12 protein-coding genes and 1 tRNA gene are annotated in these 15348 nt (G+C 69.7%); 12 read left to right on the top strand and 1 reads right to left on the bottom strand.

Going from position 1 to position 15348, the window contains the following annotated elements; all coding sequences use genetic code 11:
• Positions 1-42: 42 nt before the first annotated feature.
• From ACZ4XX_RS35850 to ACZ4XX_RS35815, 8 genes are all read left to right on the top strand, one after another.
• Positions 43-900, top strand: a complete 858-nt coding sequence (locus tag ACZ4XX_RS35850; protein ID WP_468512006.1) for a hypothetical protein — start codon at positions 43-45, stop codon at positions 898-900.
• 29 nt (positions 901-929) lie between these two features.
• Positions 930-1001 (top strand) — tRNA-Gln (locus ACZ4XX_RS35845).
• A gap of 109 nt (positions 1002-1110) precedes the next feature.
• Entirely contained in the window at positions 1111-2559 is a 1449-nt protein-coding gene (gene glmU / locus ACZ4XX_RS35840) for a bifunctional UDP-N-acetylglucosamine diphosphorylase/glucosamine-1-phosphate N-acetyltransferase GlmU (protein ID WP_468512005.1), read from the top strand.
• Between the two features lie 121 nt (positions 2560-2680).
• A complete protein-coding gene (locus ACZ4XX_RS35835) occupies positions 2681-3655 on the top strand; it encodes a ribose-phosphate diphosphokinase (protein WP_030315367.1) in 975 nt (324 codons plus the stop codon).
• Between the two features lie 254 nt (positions 3656-3909).
• Positions 3910-4497 carry a 50S ribosomal protein L25/general stress protein Ctc gene (locus ACZ4XX_RS35830; RefSeq protein WP_468512004.1) on the top strand — a complete coding sequence of 196 codons (588 nt, stop codon included), beginning with the start codon at positions 3910-3912 and terminating at the stop codon, positions 4495-4497.
• Positions 4498-4595: 98 nt separating this feature from the next.
• Positions 4596-5192, top strand: a complete 597-nt coding sequence (pth, locus tag ACZ4XX_RS35825) for an aminoacyl-tRNA hydrolase (protein WP_468512003.1) — start codon at positions 4596-4598, stop codon at positions 5190-5192.
• A 42-nt stretch (positions 5193-5234) separates the two neighbouring features.
• Positions 5235-5678, top strand: coding sequence for a hypothetical protein (locus tag ACZ4XX_RS35820; protein ID WP_468512002.1), 444 nt, complete (start codon positions 5235-5237; stop codon positions 5676-5678).
• A 137-nt stretch (positions 5679-5815) separates the two neighbouring features.
• Positions 5816-6589, top strand: coding sequence for an LPXTG cell wall anchor domain-containing protein (locus ACZ4XX_RS35815; RefSeq protein WP_468512001.1), 774 nt, complete (start codon positions 5816-5818; stop codon positions 6587-6589).
• An 85-nt stretch (positions 6590-6674) separates the two neighbouring features.
• Here ACZ4XX_RS35815 and ppc read toward each other — a convergent pair whose 3' ends face one another.
• Positions 6675-9404 (bottom strand): phosphoenolpyruvate carboxylase, encoded by a 2730-nt coding sequence (ppc, locus tag ACZ4XX_RS35810; RefSeq protein ID WP_468512000.1) that lies wholly within the window; start codon positions 9402-9404, stop codon positions 6675-6677.
• A gap of 249 nt (positions 9405-9653) precedes the next feature.
• On the opposite strand from ppc, the gene ACZ4XX_RS35805 reads away from it, so the two are divergent.
• From ACZ4XX_RS35805 to ACZ4XX_RS35790, 4 genes are all read left to right on the top strand, one after another.
• Positions 9654-10625, top strand: coding sequence for an acyl-CoA desaturase (locus tag ACZ4XX_RS35805; protein ID WP_468511999.1), 972 nt, complete (start codon positions 9654-9656; stop codon positions 10623-10625).
• Positions 10625-11308 (top strand): TetR/AcrR family transcriptional regulator, encoded by a 684-nt coding sequence (locus tag ACZ4XX_RS35800; RefSeq protein WP_030315379.1) that lies wholly within the window; start codon positions 10625-10627, stop codon positions 11306-11308. The genes ACZ4XX_RS35805 and ACZ4XX_RS35800 overlap by 1 nt, the downstream gene beginning before the upstream one ends.
• 199 nt (positions 11309-11507) lie before the next feature.
• A complete protein-coding gene (locus tag ACZ4XX_RS35795) occupies positions 11508-13250 on the top strand; it encodes an FG-GAP-like repeat-containing protein (protein ID WP_468511998.1) in 1743 nt (580 codons plus the stop codon).
• A 213-nt stretch (positions 13251-13463) separates the two neighbouring features.
• Positions 13464-15194: an FG-GAP repeat domain-containing protein gene (locus ACZ4XX_RS35790; protein ID WP_468511997.1), complete on the top strand. Its 1731-nt coding sequence runs from the start codon at positions 13464-13466 to the stop codon at positions 15192-15194.
• Positions 15195-15348: the final 154 nt, after the last annotated feature.

Below are 15348 nucleotides of genomic sequence, written 5' to 3'. Positions count from 1 at the left end.
ACTTTCGACCCGGGCGTCCGCATTCCGGACGATGGTGTTCATGTGACAGCCGCCACGGGCAAGTACACGGACGTCGAGAAACTGCGCGAACAGGCGATCGCACTCCGCCGCGAGGGCCTCAGCCTCCACCAGATCCGCGACCACCTGAAGATCTACAACAACGACCTCCTCCACCGCCTGGTGAAGGGCGAGCCACCGCCGGAGTGGACGAAGCGCCCGAACGCGAAGGACGACCTCCGCGACCGCGCCCGCGAGCTACGCCTCCAGGGCATGACCTATGACCAGATCCAGGTCGAGCCGGGCTGCTCGAAGAGCTCGATCTCCTTGTGGGTACGGGACCTGCCGAAGCCGAAGCCCCGCTACACCGACGAGGAGCGCCAGGCTCGGATGAACGCCGGCCTGGCCCGCCTGCGCTCGGCACAGGAGGAAGATCGTCAGGAGACGAAGCGCGTGGCCCGTGAGGCCATCGGCGCTCTGACGGACCGCGAGCTGCTCGTAGCAGGGGTCGTCCTCTACTGGGCCGAGGGCACCAAGGACAAGACGTACAGCCGACGCGAGTGCCTGCAGTTCATCAACAGCGATCCGAACGTCATCACCCTCCACCCGCGGTGGCTGGACCTCATGGGCGTCACCCGTGACCGCCTCCGCTTCCGCGTCAGCATTCACGAGAGCGCCGACGTGCAAGAAGCCGAACGGTTCTGGGCAGAACTGGCCGGCGTCGACGCCTCGACGTTCCAGAAGGCGACCCTGAAGCGCCACAACCCCCGAACCGTCCGAAGGAACACCGCGCAGGCCTACCGAGGATGCCTCGTCATCTACGTCACCGGGAGCGCGGAGCTATACCGTCGCATGGAGGGCGCCTGGTACGGCATAGTGGACGCCGTCGGGGTACGAGACTGACAGGATGTCTGTTTTGACCCTATACGCCATCCCCTGTGGTGTAATTGGCAGCACTGAGGCTTTTGGTGCCTTATGTCCGGGTTCAAGTCCTGGCAGGGGAGCTTCTTCATCCGGGTCCTGGCCATCACGGTCAGGACCCGCACTCATGTCCGCACCCTTGCCCCCCGGTATCCTTCGTGCGTCCACCACCCAAAGCCGAAGGGCATTCCCGTGAGCGCCAACCGCCCGGCAGCCGTCGTCGTCCTCGCAGCGGGTGAGGGCACCCGCATGAAGTCGAAGACCCCCAAGGTCCTCCACGAGATCGCCGGGCGCTCGCTCGTCGGGCATGTCGTGTCCGCCGCCCGGGAGCTGGAGCCCGAGCACCTCGTCGTGGTCGTCGGGCACGCCCGCGAGCTGGTGAAGGGGCACCTGGAGGAGCACTACGCCGGGACCCGTACCGCCGTCCAGGAGGAGCAGAACGGCACCGGGCACGCGGTGCGGATGGCCCTGGAGGAGCTCGGGCAGGCGCCCGAGGGGACCGTGGTCGTCGTCTGCGGCGACACCCCGCTGCTGTCCGGTGAGACGCTGCGCGCCCTCGCCGACACCCACGCCGCCGACGGCAACGCCGTCACCGTGCTGAGCGCCGAGGTCCCGGACTCCACCGGGTACGGGCGGATCGTGCGGGACCCGGCGACCGGCGCCGTCACCGAGATCGTCGAGCACAAGGACGCCTCGGACGAGCAGCTCGCCATCCGTGAGATCAACTCGGGCGTGTTCGCCTTCGACGGGCAGCTGCTGGCCGACGCCCTCGGCAAGGTCCGGACGGACAACAGCCAGGGCGAGGAGTACCTCACCGATGTGCTGAGCATCCTGCGTGAGGCCGGGCACCGTGTCGGCGCCTCCGTCGCCGGCGACCACCGCGAGATCCTCGGCATCAACAACCGCGTGCAGCTGGCCGAGGCGCGTGCCCTGTTGAACCGGCGGCTGATCGAGCGGGCGATGCTCGCCGGTGTGACCGTGGTCGACCCGGCGTCCGTCTTCGTGGACGTCACGGTGACCTTCGAGCCCGACGCCGTCCTCCTGCCCGGTACGCAGCTCCTCGGGGCGACGCACATCGGCGAGGACGCGGTGGTCGGTCCGAACACGCGCCTCAAGGACACCCGCGTCGAGAAGGGCGCCCGGGTGGACAACACCGTCGCCGACTCCGCCGTCATCGGCGAGAGCGCCTCCGTGGGGCCGTTCGCGTACCTCCGTCCGGGCACGAACCTCGGCCGGAAGTCCAAGGCCGGCACGTACGTGGAGATGAAGAACGCGACGATCGGCGAGGGCACCAAGGTCCCCCATCTGTCGTACGTGGGTGACGCGACGATCGGTGAGTACACGAACATCGGCGCGGCGAGCGTCTTCGTGAACTACGACGGTGAGGCGAAGCACCACACCACGGTCGGCTCCCATTGCAAGACCGGTTCGGACAACATGTTTGTGGCTCCTGTCACGATCGGGGACGGTGCCTACACCGCCGCCGGGTCCGTGATCACGAAGGACGTCCCGGCCGGTGCGCTCGCCGTCGCCCGGGGCCAGCAGCGGAATATCGAGGGTTGGGTGGCCCGGAAGCGTCCCGGCAGCGCTGCCGCGCAGGCCGCTCAGGCCACCTCTGAGGACTCCGCCGGCGAAAGCTGACCGGAAACGGGTACGTCGAACTCGGCGTACCGTGATACGTGCACACAAATTCGGCTGGCTCGCACACGCGCACGACAGCTCGTGGAACGCGGCCAGACAACACGTCTGAGGAGACAGTGCTGTGACCGGGATCAAGACGACCGGCGAGAAGAAGCTGATGCTCTTCTCCGGCCGCGCCCACCCCGAGCTGGCCGAGGAGGTCGCGCACCAGCTGGGTGTCGGCCTCGTTCCGACCAAGGCGTTCGACTTCGCCAACGGTGAGATCTACGTCCGCTTCCAGGAGTCGGCCCGTGGCGCGGACTGCTTCCTGATCCAGAGCCACACGGCTCCGATCAACAAGTGGATCATGGAGCAGCTGATCATGATCGATGCTCTGAAGCGGGCCTCGGCCCGGAGCATCACCGTGATCATCCCGTCGTACGGCTATGCCCGTCAGGACAAGAAGCACCGCGGCCGTGAGCCGATCTCGGCGCGTCTGGTCGCGGACATGCTGAAGACGGCCGGTGCGGACCGCATCCTGACGGTGGACCTGCACACGGACCAGATCCAGGGCTTCTTCGACGGCCCGGTGGACCACCTGTCGGCGCTGCCGGTCCTCGCGGACTACGTGGGTGCGAAGGTCGACCGTTCCAAGCTGACGATCGTCTCCCCGGACGCGGGTCGCGTGCGGGTGGCCGACCGCTGGTGCGACCGGCTGGACGCGCCGCTGGCGATCGTGCACAAGCGTCGTGACAAGGACGTCGCCAACCAGGTCACCGTGCACGAGGTCGTCGGTGACGTGAAGGGCCGCGTCTGTGTGCTGGTGGACGACATGGTCGACACCGGTGGCACGATCTGTGCCGCGGCGGACGCGCTGTTCGCGCACGGTGCGGAGGACGTCATCGTGACGGCCACGCACGGCATCCTGTCGGGTCCGGCGGCGGACCGGCTGAAGAACTCGAAGGTGAGCGAGTTCGTGTTCACGGACACGCTGCCGGTTCCGGGTGCGCTGGAGCTGGACAAGATCACGGTGCTGTCGATCGCGCCGACGATCGCGCGTGCGGTGCGCGAGGTGTTCGAGGACGGTTCGGTGACGAGCCTCTTCGAGGAGCACTGAGCCGTAGCCGTTCGGTAGGCACGAGGGCCGTTCCCCGTTCGGGGGAGCGGCCCTCTGTCGTGTCTCGGTGATCGAATTGGGTGGTAGGGCGGTGGGCCGGTAGACTGCCGTAGTTGCTCGGCGAGGGAGGCCGTACCCGTACGTCCGTACAGGGTCACGGCGGTCCGTTATCGACGCGCTCTTCGTAGCAGGCCATCGCCAGTCGTGGCCGGGTGACCCAGGTCTTTCGTCACCTTTTCTACGAGGAGTGCACCATGTCCGAGGTCAAGCTCGCCGCTGCCGTCCGTACCGAGTTCGGCAAGGGCGCCGCCCGTGCGATCCGCCGCAACAACCAGGTTCCCGCCGTCGTCTACGGCCACGGTTCCGAGCCGGCGCACGTGACCCTTCCGGCCCACGACCTGGCGCTCGCGCTGCGTACGCCGAACGTCCTGCTCTCGCTGGACGTCGACGGCAAGAACGAGCTGGCGATCCCGAAGGCCGTCCAGCGTGACGCCATCAAGGGCTTCCTCGTCCACGTCGACCTGCTCCTCGTCAAGCGCGGCGAGAAGGTCACCGTCGAGATCCCCGTGCAGGCCGAGGGCGAGCTCAAGGCCGGTGGCAACCTGCTCGAGCACGTGCTCAGCACCCTCTCCATCGAGGCCGAGGCCACCCACATCCCCGAGGCCGTCACGGTCTCCGTGGAGGGCCTGGAGGCCGGTGCCTCCGTCCTCGCCAAGGACATCACGCTCCCCAAGGGCGCGACCCTGGTGACCGACGCCGACGCCGTGGTCCTGCAGGTCCTGGCCGCGCAGGCCGAGGAGCCGGCCGCCGAGGCCGAGGCCACCGAGGGCGCCGAGGCCTGAGCCGTAGGCTCTGCTTGACGTGACGGGGTGACGGGCCGCACGGCCCGCCACCCCGTTTTCCGTATCTGGACGTAGCTGGACGAGGAGACCCGACGCACATGACCGATGACGCGAACGCGCCCTGGCTGATCGTCGGCCTCGGCAATCCCGGGCCCGAGTACGCGGCCAACCGGCACAACATCGGGTTCATGGTGGTGGACCTGCTCGCCGGGCGGATGCGGGGCTCGTTCAAGCGGGCGGGGAAGGCGCAGGCGCAGGTCGTCGAGGGCCGGATGGGTCCGCCGGGGCCGGCGAGTCGTCGGGTGGTCCTCGCGAAGCCGATGTCGTACATGAACCTGTCGGGTGGCCCGGTGACGGCGCTGCGTGACTTCTACAAGGTGCCGACGGCGAACATCGTGGCGATCCATGACGAGTTGGACATCGACTACTCGGTGCTGCGGCTGAAGATCGGCGGCGGTGACAACGGGCACAACGGTCTGAAGTCGATGACGAAGTCGATGGGTGCGGAGTATCACCGGGTGCGGTGCGGGATCGGGCGTCCGCCGGGCCGGATGCAGGTGGCGGACTTCGTTCTGAAGGACTTCTCGTCGACGGAGCGGAAGGACCTGGACTGGTTCGTGGACCGGGCGGCGGACTCGGTGGAGTGCCTGGTGGCGGAGGGTCTGGAGCGGGCGCAGTCCGCGTACAACTCCTGAGGCTGGTGGGACTCACGCGGTACGACTGTACGATCCCGGGTCATGACGCACGTCCGTAACGCCGCCATGGCCCTGGTCGCCCTCCTTCTCGTGGTCGCGGGCGCCTGGACCTCCTGGGCCTCGGCCCAGCACGTCCTGCTCGCCAAGGGGCGGGAGCACGGCACGCTGACGGTGACCGGCTGCACGGACGACACGTGCAGCGGCCGCTACGCCCCGGAGGACGTCTCCTCGACGCGGCGGACGCTGACGATCGCGCGTTCGGTGGCGGCGGAGCAGGGTGTGACGATCCCGGTGGTGGTGAAGCCGGGCACGGACGAGGGCGTACGGACGGGCTGGGGCGGTGGTCTGCACGCGTGGCTGCCGTTGGGCGGGGCGCTGCTGCTCGCGTCGCCGCTGATCGGTGGCGGTCTGCGGCTGCCGAGGACGGCGTGGTCGATGGCGGGGGCGGGCGGGGCGCTGCTCGTGGCGGCGTTCTTCGCGCTCTGAGGGTTGTGGCCGGATTCCACTGGTTCCTGGCGCGATCGTCAGGGAACTCCGGCCTGATGCTCACTCAAGGCGAGGGATAGGCTGCCCCCCCTGCCACCCCCCACGGCATCCCTCATCCCATAGATGGACGACTGCACATGCGACGTTCTCTCATCCCCGCCGCCGCGTTTGTCGCGGCCATGGCAGGCTCCCTCGTTCTGGCCCCGGTGGCCTCCGCGTCGGAGGGCCCCAAGGGCGACAACGGCACGGTCAAGATCCACGACTCGAAGACCGGCGAGGAGATCAAGGCCAACGAGCCGAAGGTCTGCGCCTTCTACCTCGACGCCTTCAACTTCGACGCCGAGCAGAAGGCGATCTGGCGCATCGAGGCCTGGGCGAACAACGACCAGGACAAGGGCACCGAGGTCGAGAAGGGTGCCATCACCCTCGACGCCGAGGGGCACGGGCGCACCGAGGACCTGAAGCTCGCCGACGGCCAGTACAAGCTGTTCTGGAACTTCGACGGCGAGAACGGCGCGGCCAAGCACAAGGTCTTCAAGGTCGACTGCCCGGACGAGACGCCCGGCACGGAGACCCCCGGTACCGAGACTCCGGGTACGGAGACCCCTGGTACCGAGACGCCCGGTACCGAGACCCCGGGTACCGAGAGCCCCGTTCCGTCGGAGACCCCGGGCACCTCCGAGACCCCGGGTGCCTCGGAGACCCCCGGTGGCACCGAGTCGCCGTCCGCCTCCACCTCCGCGGGCGAGACCGGCGGCAACGGTGGCACGGGCAGCACCGGCAGCACGGGCGGCGACCTGGCCGAGACCGGCTCCAGCGCCCCCGTCGGCGTGCTCGCCGCCGTCGCCGTGGCCCTCGCGGGTGCCGGCGCGTTCCTGGTGACCCGCCGTCGCAAGGCCCAGCAGCACTGAGGGCCGGGGTACGGACGTACCCCGTCATGAAGGTGCCCCCGTGGAGGGATCTCCACGGGGGCACCGTTCTGTGTGCGGCCGGGCGTCAGCCGGTGTTGCGCAGGCCCGCCGCGACGCCGTTCACGGTGAGGAGCAGGGCCCGTGCGAGCAGCGGGTCCGGGTCCTCGCCGCGCTCGGCGGCGCCGCGCTGGCGGGCGAGGAGGGCGACCTGGAGGTAGGAGATCGGGTCCAGGTAGGCGTCGCGGATGGAGAAGGTCTGCTGGAGGACCGGGTTGGAGTCCAGGAGCTTCTCGCCGCCGGTGATCTTGAGGACCTCGGCGACGGTCAGGGCGTGCTCGGCCTCGATGGCGTCGAAGACGTGCTTGAGGTCGTCGGGGACCAGGGTGTCGACGTAGTGGCGGGCGATCCGCAGGTCGGTCTTCGCGAGCGTCATCTCGACGTTGGCGAGGAAGTTGCGGAAGAAGTGCCACTGCTCGTACATCTCGCCGAGGACCGGGTCGAGGCCGGCCTCGCGCAGGGCCTTGAGGCCGGAGCCGACGCCGTACCAGCCGGGGACGATCTGGCGGGACTGGGTCCAGCCGAACACCCAGGGGATGGCGCGGAGTCCGTCGAGGGAGACGCCTGAGCCGGGGCGGCGGGAGGGCCGTGAGCCCAGGTGCAGGTCGGCGAGCTGGTCGACGGGGGTGGAGGCGAGGAAGTACGCCGGCAGGCCGGGGTCCTCGACGAGCTCGCGGTACGCGGTGTGGGCGGCGTCCGAGACGGTGTCCATGGCCGCGTCCCAGCGGGCCAGGGCCTCGTCGGACTGGCGGGGCGCGGTGTGGAGGGCGGAGGCCTGGAGGGTGGCGGCGACCGTCAGTTCCAGGTTCTCGCGGGCCAGGGACGGGATCAGGTACTTGTCGGAGATGACCTCGCCCTGCTCGGTCACCTTGATCTCGCCCTCGAGGGTGCCCCAGGGCTGGGCGAGGATCGCGTCGTGCGAGGGGCCGCCGCCGCGGCCGACGGTGCCGCCGCGGCCGTGGAAGAGGCGGAGTCGTACGCCGTAGCGGTGGGCGACGTCGCGGAGCCTGCGCTGGGCGCGGTGGATCTCCCACTGGCTCGTGGTGATGCCGCCGAACTTGGAGGAGTCCGAGTAGCCGAGCATGACCTCCTGGACGTCGCCGCGGAGTGAGACGAGGCGCCGGTAGGAGGGGTCGGCGAGCATGCCGTCGAGGATGACGTCGGCGGCCTTGAGCTCGTCGGTGGTCTCCAGGAGCGGCACGATGCCGATCTTGGCCCAGCCGCCGTGCAGGTCGATCAGGCCGGCCTCGCGGGCGAGGACGGCGGCGGCGAAGACGTCGTCGGCGCCCTGGCACATCGAGATGATGTAGGACTCGATGACCTCGGGGCCGAAGCGCTCGAAGGCTTCCTTGATGGTGTGGAAGACGCCGAGGGTCTTCTGTCCGGCGGCGTCGAGCGGGGCCGGGGTCGGGGCGAGCGGGCGGCGCGAGCGGAGCTCCTTGGCGAGGAGCTTCTGCCGGTAGTCGCGCGGCATGTCGGCGTACCGCCAGGACTCCTCGCCGAGGCGGTCGAAGAGCTGTCCGAGGGCGTGGTGGTGGGCGTCGGCGTGCTCGCGGACGTCCATGGTGGCGAGCTGGAGGCCGAAGGCGGAGAGGGTGCGGATGGTGCGGTCCATCCGGCCGTCGGCGAAGAGCGCGCCGCGGTGCTCGCGCAGCGAGGTCTGGATCAGGGTGAGGTCGTGGACGAGTTCGGCGGTGCCGAGGTAGTCGCGGCCGTCCTGGTGGGGGGTGCCGGAGGCGAGGCGCTCGCGGGTGTTGACGAGCTTCTGCCGGATGCAGGTGGCCTTGAGGCGGTACGGCTCCTCGGCGTTGAGGCGCTTGTAGCGGGGGCTGATCTCCGGGAGGAGTTCCAGGTCGCGCTGGAGGGAGTCCAGGAGTTCCTGGTCGGCTCCGGCGTAGCGGATGGAGTTGGAGAGGAGTCCGCGCAGGTAGTCGACGAGTTCGAGGGCGTCGGTGATGCCGTGCTCGTGCTGGAGGATCAGGACGTCCCTGGTCACCTGGGGGGTGACGTTGGGGTTGCCGTCGCGGTCGCCGCCGATCCAGGTGCCGAAGGTGAGCGGGCGGGTGCCGGCGGGGAGTTCGACGCCGACGCGCTCCAGCTCGGCGGCGAGGTCCTCCAGGACGTCGCCGACGGCGCCGGCGTGCAGCTCGTCGAGGTAGTAGATGGCGTTGCGGGCCTCGTCGGCGGGCTCGGGGCGGACGACCCGGAGTTCGTCGGTCTGCCAGATGAGGTCGATGTTCTCGGCGAGCCGCAGGTCGTGGCGGCGCCGGTCGGCCTCGATGACCGGGGTCTCCAGGAGGGCGGCGATGCGGCGCAGCTTGTTGAGGACGGAGCGGCGGGCGGCTTCGGTGGGGTGCGCGGTGAAGACGGGCCGGACGTTGAGGTTCTTGACCGTCTGGCGTACGTGCTCGGGGTCGCCGTCCTTGAGCATGTCGACGGTGCGGGCGAGGAGGCCGCCCTCGGCGGCGCGCTTCTCGCGCATCTCGCGGCCGCGGTGGACCTGCTCGGTGACGTTCGCGAGGTGGAAGTAGGTGGAGAAGGCGCGTACCAGCTTGGCGGCGGTCTCGAGTTCGACGCCTCGGAGCAGCTCGGCGGCGGCTTCGCCGTCCTCGCGGGTGAGGCTGCGGACCCGCTCGACGAGGTCGAGGAGTTCGTGGCCCTCCTGGCGGACGAGGGTCTCGCCGAGGAGATCGCCCAGTCGGCGGATGTCGGCGCGCAGCTCGGCGCTGGCGGTGGGGGTCTGGTCGGCACTGCTCACAGGTGCGGCTCCTTGCAGTGTTTGAGCACGTCTGGAGGGGTTCTGGAGGCTTGCGGACCGCGCTGTCCGACGCACCCAGGATAGGTGTCCATCTGCCGGACAGCGGCCAGGGTCCTCTTGTGCCCCCTTGCCGCGCGCTCCGGCGCTGCCATACTTACGACGCCGTAGGTTACGGAGGCGTAGCCTCGCGTTCTCTTCATCCCGTTCCGCTCTCTTTCATCCTCATCCCTTCTTCCCCAGGGGACACCCATGACCACCAGCCCTGAGTTGCTCGAAACCGAACAGGACCCCCTGCCCTCCGGCACGCTCGGCGGGGACAAGAAGCGATCGATCGAGCAGATCACGCTGCTGCTGTTCATCACGGTGCCCTTCATCGCCCTGATCGCGGCGGTACCGCTGGCCTGGAGCTGGGGCGGCGTGTCGTGGCTCGATCTGGGGTTGATGGTGGCGATGTACTACATCGGCTGCCACGGCATCACGATCGGTTTCCACCGTTACTTCACGCATGGGTCGTTCAAGGCGAAGCGGCCGTTGCGGATCGCGCTCGCGATCATGGGTTCGCTGGCGGTGGAGGGTCCGCTGGTGCGCTGGGTGGCGGACCATCGCAAGCACCACAAGTTCTCGGACGCGGAGGGCGACCCGCATTCGCCGTGGCGTTTCGGTGAGACGGTGCCGGCCCTGATGAAGGGTCTGTGGTGGGCGCACATCGGCTGGATGTTCGACGAGGAGCGGACGCCGCAGGCGAAGTACGCGCCGGATCTGATCAAGGACCCGGCGATCCGGCGGATCTCGCGTGACTTCATCTTCTGGACGATGCTGTCGCTCGCGATCCCGCCGGTGGTGGGCGGTCTGGTGACGATGTCCTGGTGGGGTGCGTTCACCGCGTTCTTCTGGGGTTCGCTGGTGCGGGTCGCGCTGCTGCACCACGTGACGTGGTCGATCAACTCGATCTGTCACGCGGTGGGCAAGCGTCCGTTCAAGTCGCGGGACCGTTCGGGCAACGTGTGGTGGCTGGCGGTGCTGTCCTGTGGCGAGTCCTGGCACAACCTGCACCACGCGGACCCGACGTCGGCGCGGCACGGGGTGCTGCGTGGCCAGGTCGACTCCAGCGCGCGGCTGATCCGCTGGTTCGAGCTGGCGGGCTGGGCGTACGACGTGCGCTGGCCGGCGAAGGAGCGCATCGAAGCCCGCCGCCAGAGCGCGTCCGCAGACGCGGCATGATGGAAGACGTGGCGATCGACGGCAGGACCAGTGGCACCGGCAGCGGCGAGCAGAAGCCCCGGCGGGGCCGCCGGGTGCGGATGACGGGTGCGGAGCGCCGGGAGCAGCTGCTGGACATCGGCCGGACGCTGTTCGCCGAGAAGGGCTTCGAGGGCACGTCGGTGGAGGAGATCGCGGCGAAGGCCGGGGTCTCCAAGCCGGTGGTGTACGAGCACTTCGGCGGCAAGGAGGGGTTGTACGCGGTCGTGGTCGACCGGGAGATGCGTCAGCTCCTCGACGGGGTGACGGGTGCGCTGACGGCGGGGCATCCGCGGGAGCTCCTGGAGCAGGCGGCGTTCGCGCTGCTCGACTACATCGAGAACTACACGGACGGTTTCCGGATTCTCGTACGGGACTCCCCGGTGGCGCAGTCGACGGGTACGTTCGCGTCGCTGATCAGTGACATCGCGACGCAGGTGGAGGACATCCTGGGTCTGGAGTTCAAGGCTCGGGGTTTCGATCCGAAGCTGGCGCCGCTGTACGCGCAGGCGCTGGTGGGCAGTGTGGCGCTGACGGGGCAGTGGTGGCTGGACGTGCGCAAGCCGAAGAAGGCGGAGGTCGCGGCGCATCTGGTGAATCTGGCGTGGCACGGTCTGGACGGTCTTGAGCCGAAGCCGCGGTTGATAGGGCACCGGAAGAACTGACCGCCCGGTCGGATGTGGAGAGTAATGCTCTGGCGCAAGCCTCCCCGGTAGGTAGACTCACTTTCAACATCCGGGGGGGTGTCCGACCGTCGGACGAAGCCGTCTCCGCATGCCCACCGGCCTGCGCCGATGCCGTTTCGACGCTGTGCGAGCCCCCCTGTTTGGTTCTGTCGAACCTCTGATCCCTGGGGGGGATCTCTTGCTTTTCCTGAACTCCAAGCGTTCCCGTCGTGTCGCCGCCTGCACCGCGCTCGCCCTCTCGGCCGGCATGCTGCTCGCGGGTCCGGCGTCCGCCGACACCCCGGCGCCGGTTCCGTCGATCGAGAAGGCGAAGCCCTCCTTCACGCCGCCGAAGCTGACGCTTCCGAAGAAGGACGCCGCCCGCACGGGGGACTCCCGTACGGGGAAGGACGCCGCTCGTGCGGGTGCGGCCGCGGTCGCGGCGACGTCTCCGCTGCTGTCCGACCTGGACCTCGACGGCGCCGAGGACATCATCTTCCGCACCGTGGACGGCGAGCTCTACTCGAACACGTCCTCCGGCGCCGGTGGCCTCTTCGACCTCTTCCGCTTCGAGGACGTCGCGAAGGACGTCATCCCGATCGGCAACCAGGGCGGCAGCACGGCCGAACCCGAGGTGCTCGTCCTCTCCGAGAACGGCACGCTCACCCTGTACACCGACGCCGATCCGCTCGGCACCCCGTACTCCTCGGTGGTCGGCGGCGGCTGGCAGATCTACAACAAGATCACCTCGCCCGGCGACGTGAACGGCGACGGCCGCGCCGACGTGGTCGCCCGCACCCATGACGGCGCGCTCTACCTGTACCTGGGCACCGGCAGCGCGTCCGGTCCGCTCAGCACCCGGATCCTGGTCGGCAACGGCTGGGGCGCCTACGACCAGCTCGTGGGCCTCGGCGACGGCACCGGCGACGGCAAGGCCGACCTGTACGCCCGGGACACCGCCGGCACGCTGTGGTTCTACGCCGGTACCGGCGACAAGAACAAGCCGTTCGGCACCCGCAAGTCCATCGGCGGCGGCTGGGGCGTCTACAACCAGATCCTGCCCGCCGGGAACGGCGGCCTGCTGGCCCGTGACAACGCCGGCACGCTCTTCCACTACGCCGGCAACGGCAACGGCACCCTGGGCGGCCGCGTGCAGCAGGGCGGCACGGGCGACCTCACGGGCGTCGCACAGCTCGCCGGCGCCGGCAACATCCCGTACACGGGCAAGGAGGGCGTCGTCGCGACGACGCCCGGCGGGTCGCTGTACTGGTACACCAACTCCACCACCGGCAAGCTGTTCCCGCGCGAGCACGTCCTCCCGGACGGCGAGGTCAACGACCTCACCTTCACGAACCTGTCCTCGCTGAACGCGGACGGCCTCTCGGACTTCGCCGTGCAGCTCAAGGGCGACCCGGTCGGCGACCTGTACATCGACGGCAACAGGATCGGCAGCGGCTGGAACATCTACGACGCGATCGTCGCCCCGGGCGACCTGAGCGGCGACGGCAAGGGCGACCTGCTGGCCCGCGACCGCGTCGGCGCCCTGTACCTCTACAAGGGCAACGGCAAGGGCACGGCCTTCGCGGCGCGCGTCAAGGTCGGCACCGGCTGGGGCGCGTTCAACAAGATCGTCGGCGCCGGTGACTTCACCGGTGACGGCCGTACGGACATCGCGGCCCGCACCCCGGGCGGCGACCTGTACGTGTACCCGGGCACCGGCAACGCGACGTCCGCGTTCAAGACGCGGGTGAAGGTCGGCAGCGGCTGGAACGCGTACACCAAGGTGGTCGCCCCCGGCGACCTGAACGCCGACGGCAAGGCCGACCTGCTGGGCGTGACCTCGGCCGGCGACCTGTACCGCTACCTGAACACGGCGCCGGGCAAGTTCTCGGCACGGGTCAGGCTCGGCGGCGGCTTCCAGGTCTACAACACCATGTCGTGACCACGCTTCTCGGCCAGCCGGGGACGCCCCGCACCGGACTTCCGGTGCGGGGCGTCCCCTTTCCCGGAAGCTCTTGTCACCCCCGGACGGTATGCTCCCGAACACCCGGAGGTGTTCGCCCTCCGTACGCGCTTTCTGCCGTACGGAGACGCCGCGGACGCCCGTTCCCGGTCCGACGACATTCTGATCCCTGGGGGGGATCTCTTGCGTTCTGTGCACTTCACGCGTGCCCGCCTCGCGGCATGCACCGCCCTCGTCCTCTCCGCGGGCATGCTGCTCGCGACGCCGGCGTCGGCCGACCGACCCGCGCCGCCCCACGCCGCCGCCGAAAAGCCCGCGGCCGACTTCACCCCGCCGCCGTCGACGCGGCCGACGCCCGGCACGGCCCGTGCGGGCGCCTCCGCCGCGGCCGACGGTGCCGCCGCGGCCGCCACGGGGTCCAGGGTCCCCGACCCGCTGTCGGACTTCGACGGCGACGGCGTGAGCGACCTGATCTACCGCGGCTGGGACGGCAACGTCTACACCTCGCTGGCCGCGAGCGGGGGTGGCGCCTTCAACGGGATCCAGTCCGAGCCCCCGAAGGACATCATTCCGATCGGCAACCAGGACGTGGCCGGCGGCGGCCCCGAGGTCCTGATGCTCTCGGAACAGGGCGCGCTCACGATGTACGCGGACGCCACGCCCACCTCGGCGGCGTACGCATGGCAGGGCAAGGGCTGGCAGATCTACAACAAGCTCTTCTCGCCCGGTGACGTGAACGACGACAACCTGGCGGACCTGCTCGCCCGCGACACCGGCGGCAACCTGTACCTGTACTACGGAACCGGCAAGCGCAGCGCGCCCCTCTCCGCCCGGGTGAAGGTCGGCTCCGGCTGGAACACCTACGACCAGCTCATCGGCTCCGGCGACAACAGCGGCGACGGCTGGGCCGATCTGTACGCCCGTGACACCGCCGGCAACCTGTGGTTCTACGCCGGCCAGGGCGACAAGGGCAGGCCGTTCGCCGCACCGGTGAAGGCCGGCACCGGCTGGAACGTCTACAACACGATCGTCCCCGTCGGCGACGACAACGGCGACGGCAGCGGCGAGCTCCTCGCCCGCGACGCCAAGGGCACCTTCTGGTACTACACCGGCAGGGGCAACGGCACCCTGGCGCCCCGTACGCAGGCCAGCACCGTGGGCGGCTGGGAAGGCGTCCCGCAGTTCGGCGGGGCGAGCAACCGGCCGGTCACCGGCACCAAGGAAGGCGTCCTGGCACGGGACTCGGCCGGCACGATGTTCTGGTACGGCAGCCGGACCAACGGCCTGCTCACCAAGCGCGCCCAGTACGGCGACACGGGCGGCTGGCGGGGTGCCGACTACACGCACCTGTCCTCGCTCGACCCGGACAACTCGTCCGACATCGCCCAGCTCTTCGACAACGGCCTCTACATCGACGGCGCCTACATCGGTTCGGGCTGGGGCGTCTACAACGCGCTCGCCGGCCCCGGCGACCTGACCGGCGACGGCAAGGGCGACCTGCTGGCCCGCGACCGCTCCGGCAACCTGTACCTGTACCCGGGCACCGGCCGGAGCACGGCGCTCGGCTCGCGCATCAAGGTCGGCGGCGGCTGGGGTTCCTTCAACCGGATCATCGGCGCGGGCGACTACACCGGCGACGGGCGCGCGGACCTCGCCGCCCGCACCTCGGGCGGCGATCTGTACCTCTACCCGGGCACGGGCAGCGCGACCACGCCGTTCGGCGCGCGGGTGAAGGTCGGCAGCGGCTGGAACACGTACACCAAGCTGGTAGCGCCGGGCGACCTGAACGGTGACGGCAAGGGCGACCTGCTGGGCGTGACCTCGGCGGGCGACCTCTACAGCTACCTGAACACCGCTCCCGGCAAGTTCGGCACCCGGAACAAGGTCGGCCCCGGCTTCCAGATCTACAACGCCATGTCGTAGCCGTCCCCGACACAGACGGACACGCACGGACGGACACGTCGACACGGACACGGGGGGGGGGGGGGGGGGGGGGGGGGGGGGGGGGGGGTGGGGGGGGGTGTTGGGTGGTGGTGGTCGCGGCGGGGTGTGTGTTGCCGCGGTGGTGCAGGGGAGG

This window comes from Streptomyces sp. NPDC029956 (assembly GCF_055574655.1).
The sequence above is the reverse complement of the archived record's forward strand: the minus strand, read 5'-3'. Positions and strand labels throughout refer to the sequence as shown.

Coding starts and splice junctions, on each gene's coding strand:
- ACZ4XX_RS35830 (WP_468512004.1), top strand. CDS start 3,910: ATGTCCGAGGTCAAGCTCGCCGCTGCCGTCCGTACCGAGTTCGGCAAG.
- pth (WP_468512003.1), top strand. CDS start 4,596: ATGACCGATGACGCGAACGCGCCCTGGCTGATCGTCGGCCTCGGCAAT.
- ACZ4XX_RS35820 (WP_468512002.1), top strand. CDS start 5,235: ATGACGCACGTCCGTAACGCCGCCATGGCCCTGGTCGCCCTCCTTCTC.
- ACZ4XX_RS35815 (WP_468512001.1), top strand. CDS start 5,816: ATGCGACGTTCTCTCATCCCCGCCGCCGCGTTTGTCGCGGCCATGGCA.
- ACZ4XX_RS35805 (WP_468511999.1), top strand. CDS start 9,654: ATGACCACCAGCCCTGAGTTGCTCGAAACCGAACAGGACCCCCTGCCC.
- ACZ4XX_RS35800 (WP_030315379.1), top strand. CDS start 10,625: ATGGAAGACGTGGCGATCGACGGCAGGACCAGTGGCACCGGCAGCGGC.